This is a genomic window from Shewanella sp. S1-49-MNA-CIBAN-0167, assembly GCF_040310145.1.
In the GTDB taxonomy this organism is placed as follows: domain Bacteria; phylum Pseudomonadota; class Gammaproteobacteria; order Enterobacterales; family Shewanellaceae; genus Shewanella; species Shewanella psychromarinicola.
Genome location: NZ_JBEOPO010000261.1, coordinates 1 through 272 on the forward strand (window position 1 = coordinate 1; position 272 = coordinate 272).

Annotated in this window: 1 pseudogene; it reads right to left on the reverse strand. The window is 47.1% G+C overall.

Annotation, left to right across the window (positions count from 1 at the left end):
- Positions 1–272 (reverse strand): annotated as a pseudogene (locus tag AAEZ00_RS21255) (2,4-dienoyl-CoA reductase); the annotation flags it as partial.

Here is a 272-nt window from a genome sequence, read left to right on the forward strand (position 1 = left end):
GGTTTACTCTGCCAATTGACTGTTGGAATTGACGGGACAAACTCTGGCTGAATTTGCCATCTATTGGCTAAGTCAGGATAGAAGGCGAGGGCGCTAGCGATACCACACAATGCAAAACCAGCATCAATAACTTGTTGAGCCACAGGTAGGCGATGAATACCTCCGGTTAACATTAATGGAATAGGGCTACGCTGGACCAATTGCGCTGTTAAACTTAAAAAATAAGCCTCTCGAGCTAACGTTCGCTCATCAGCACTGCGACCTTGCATGGC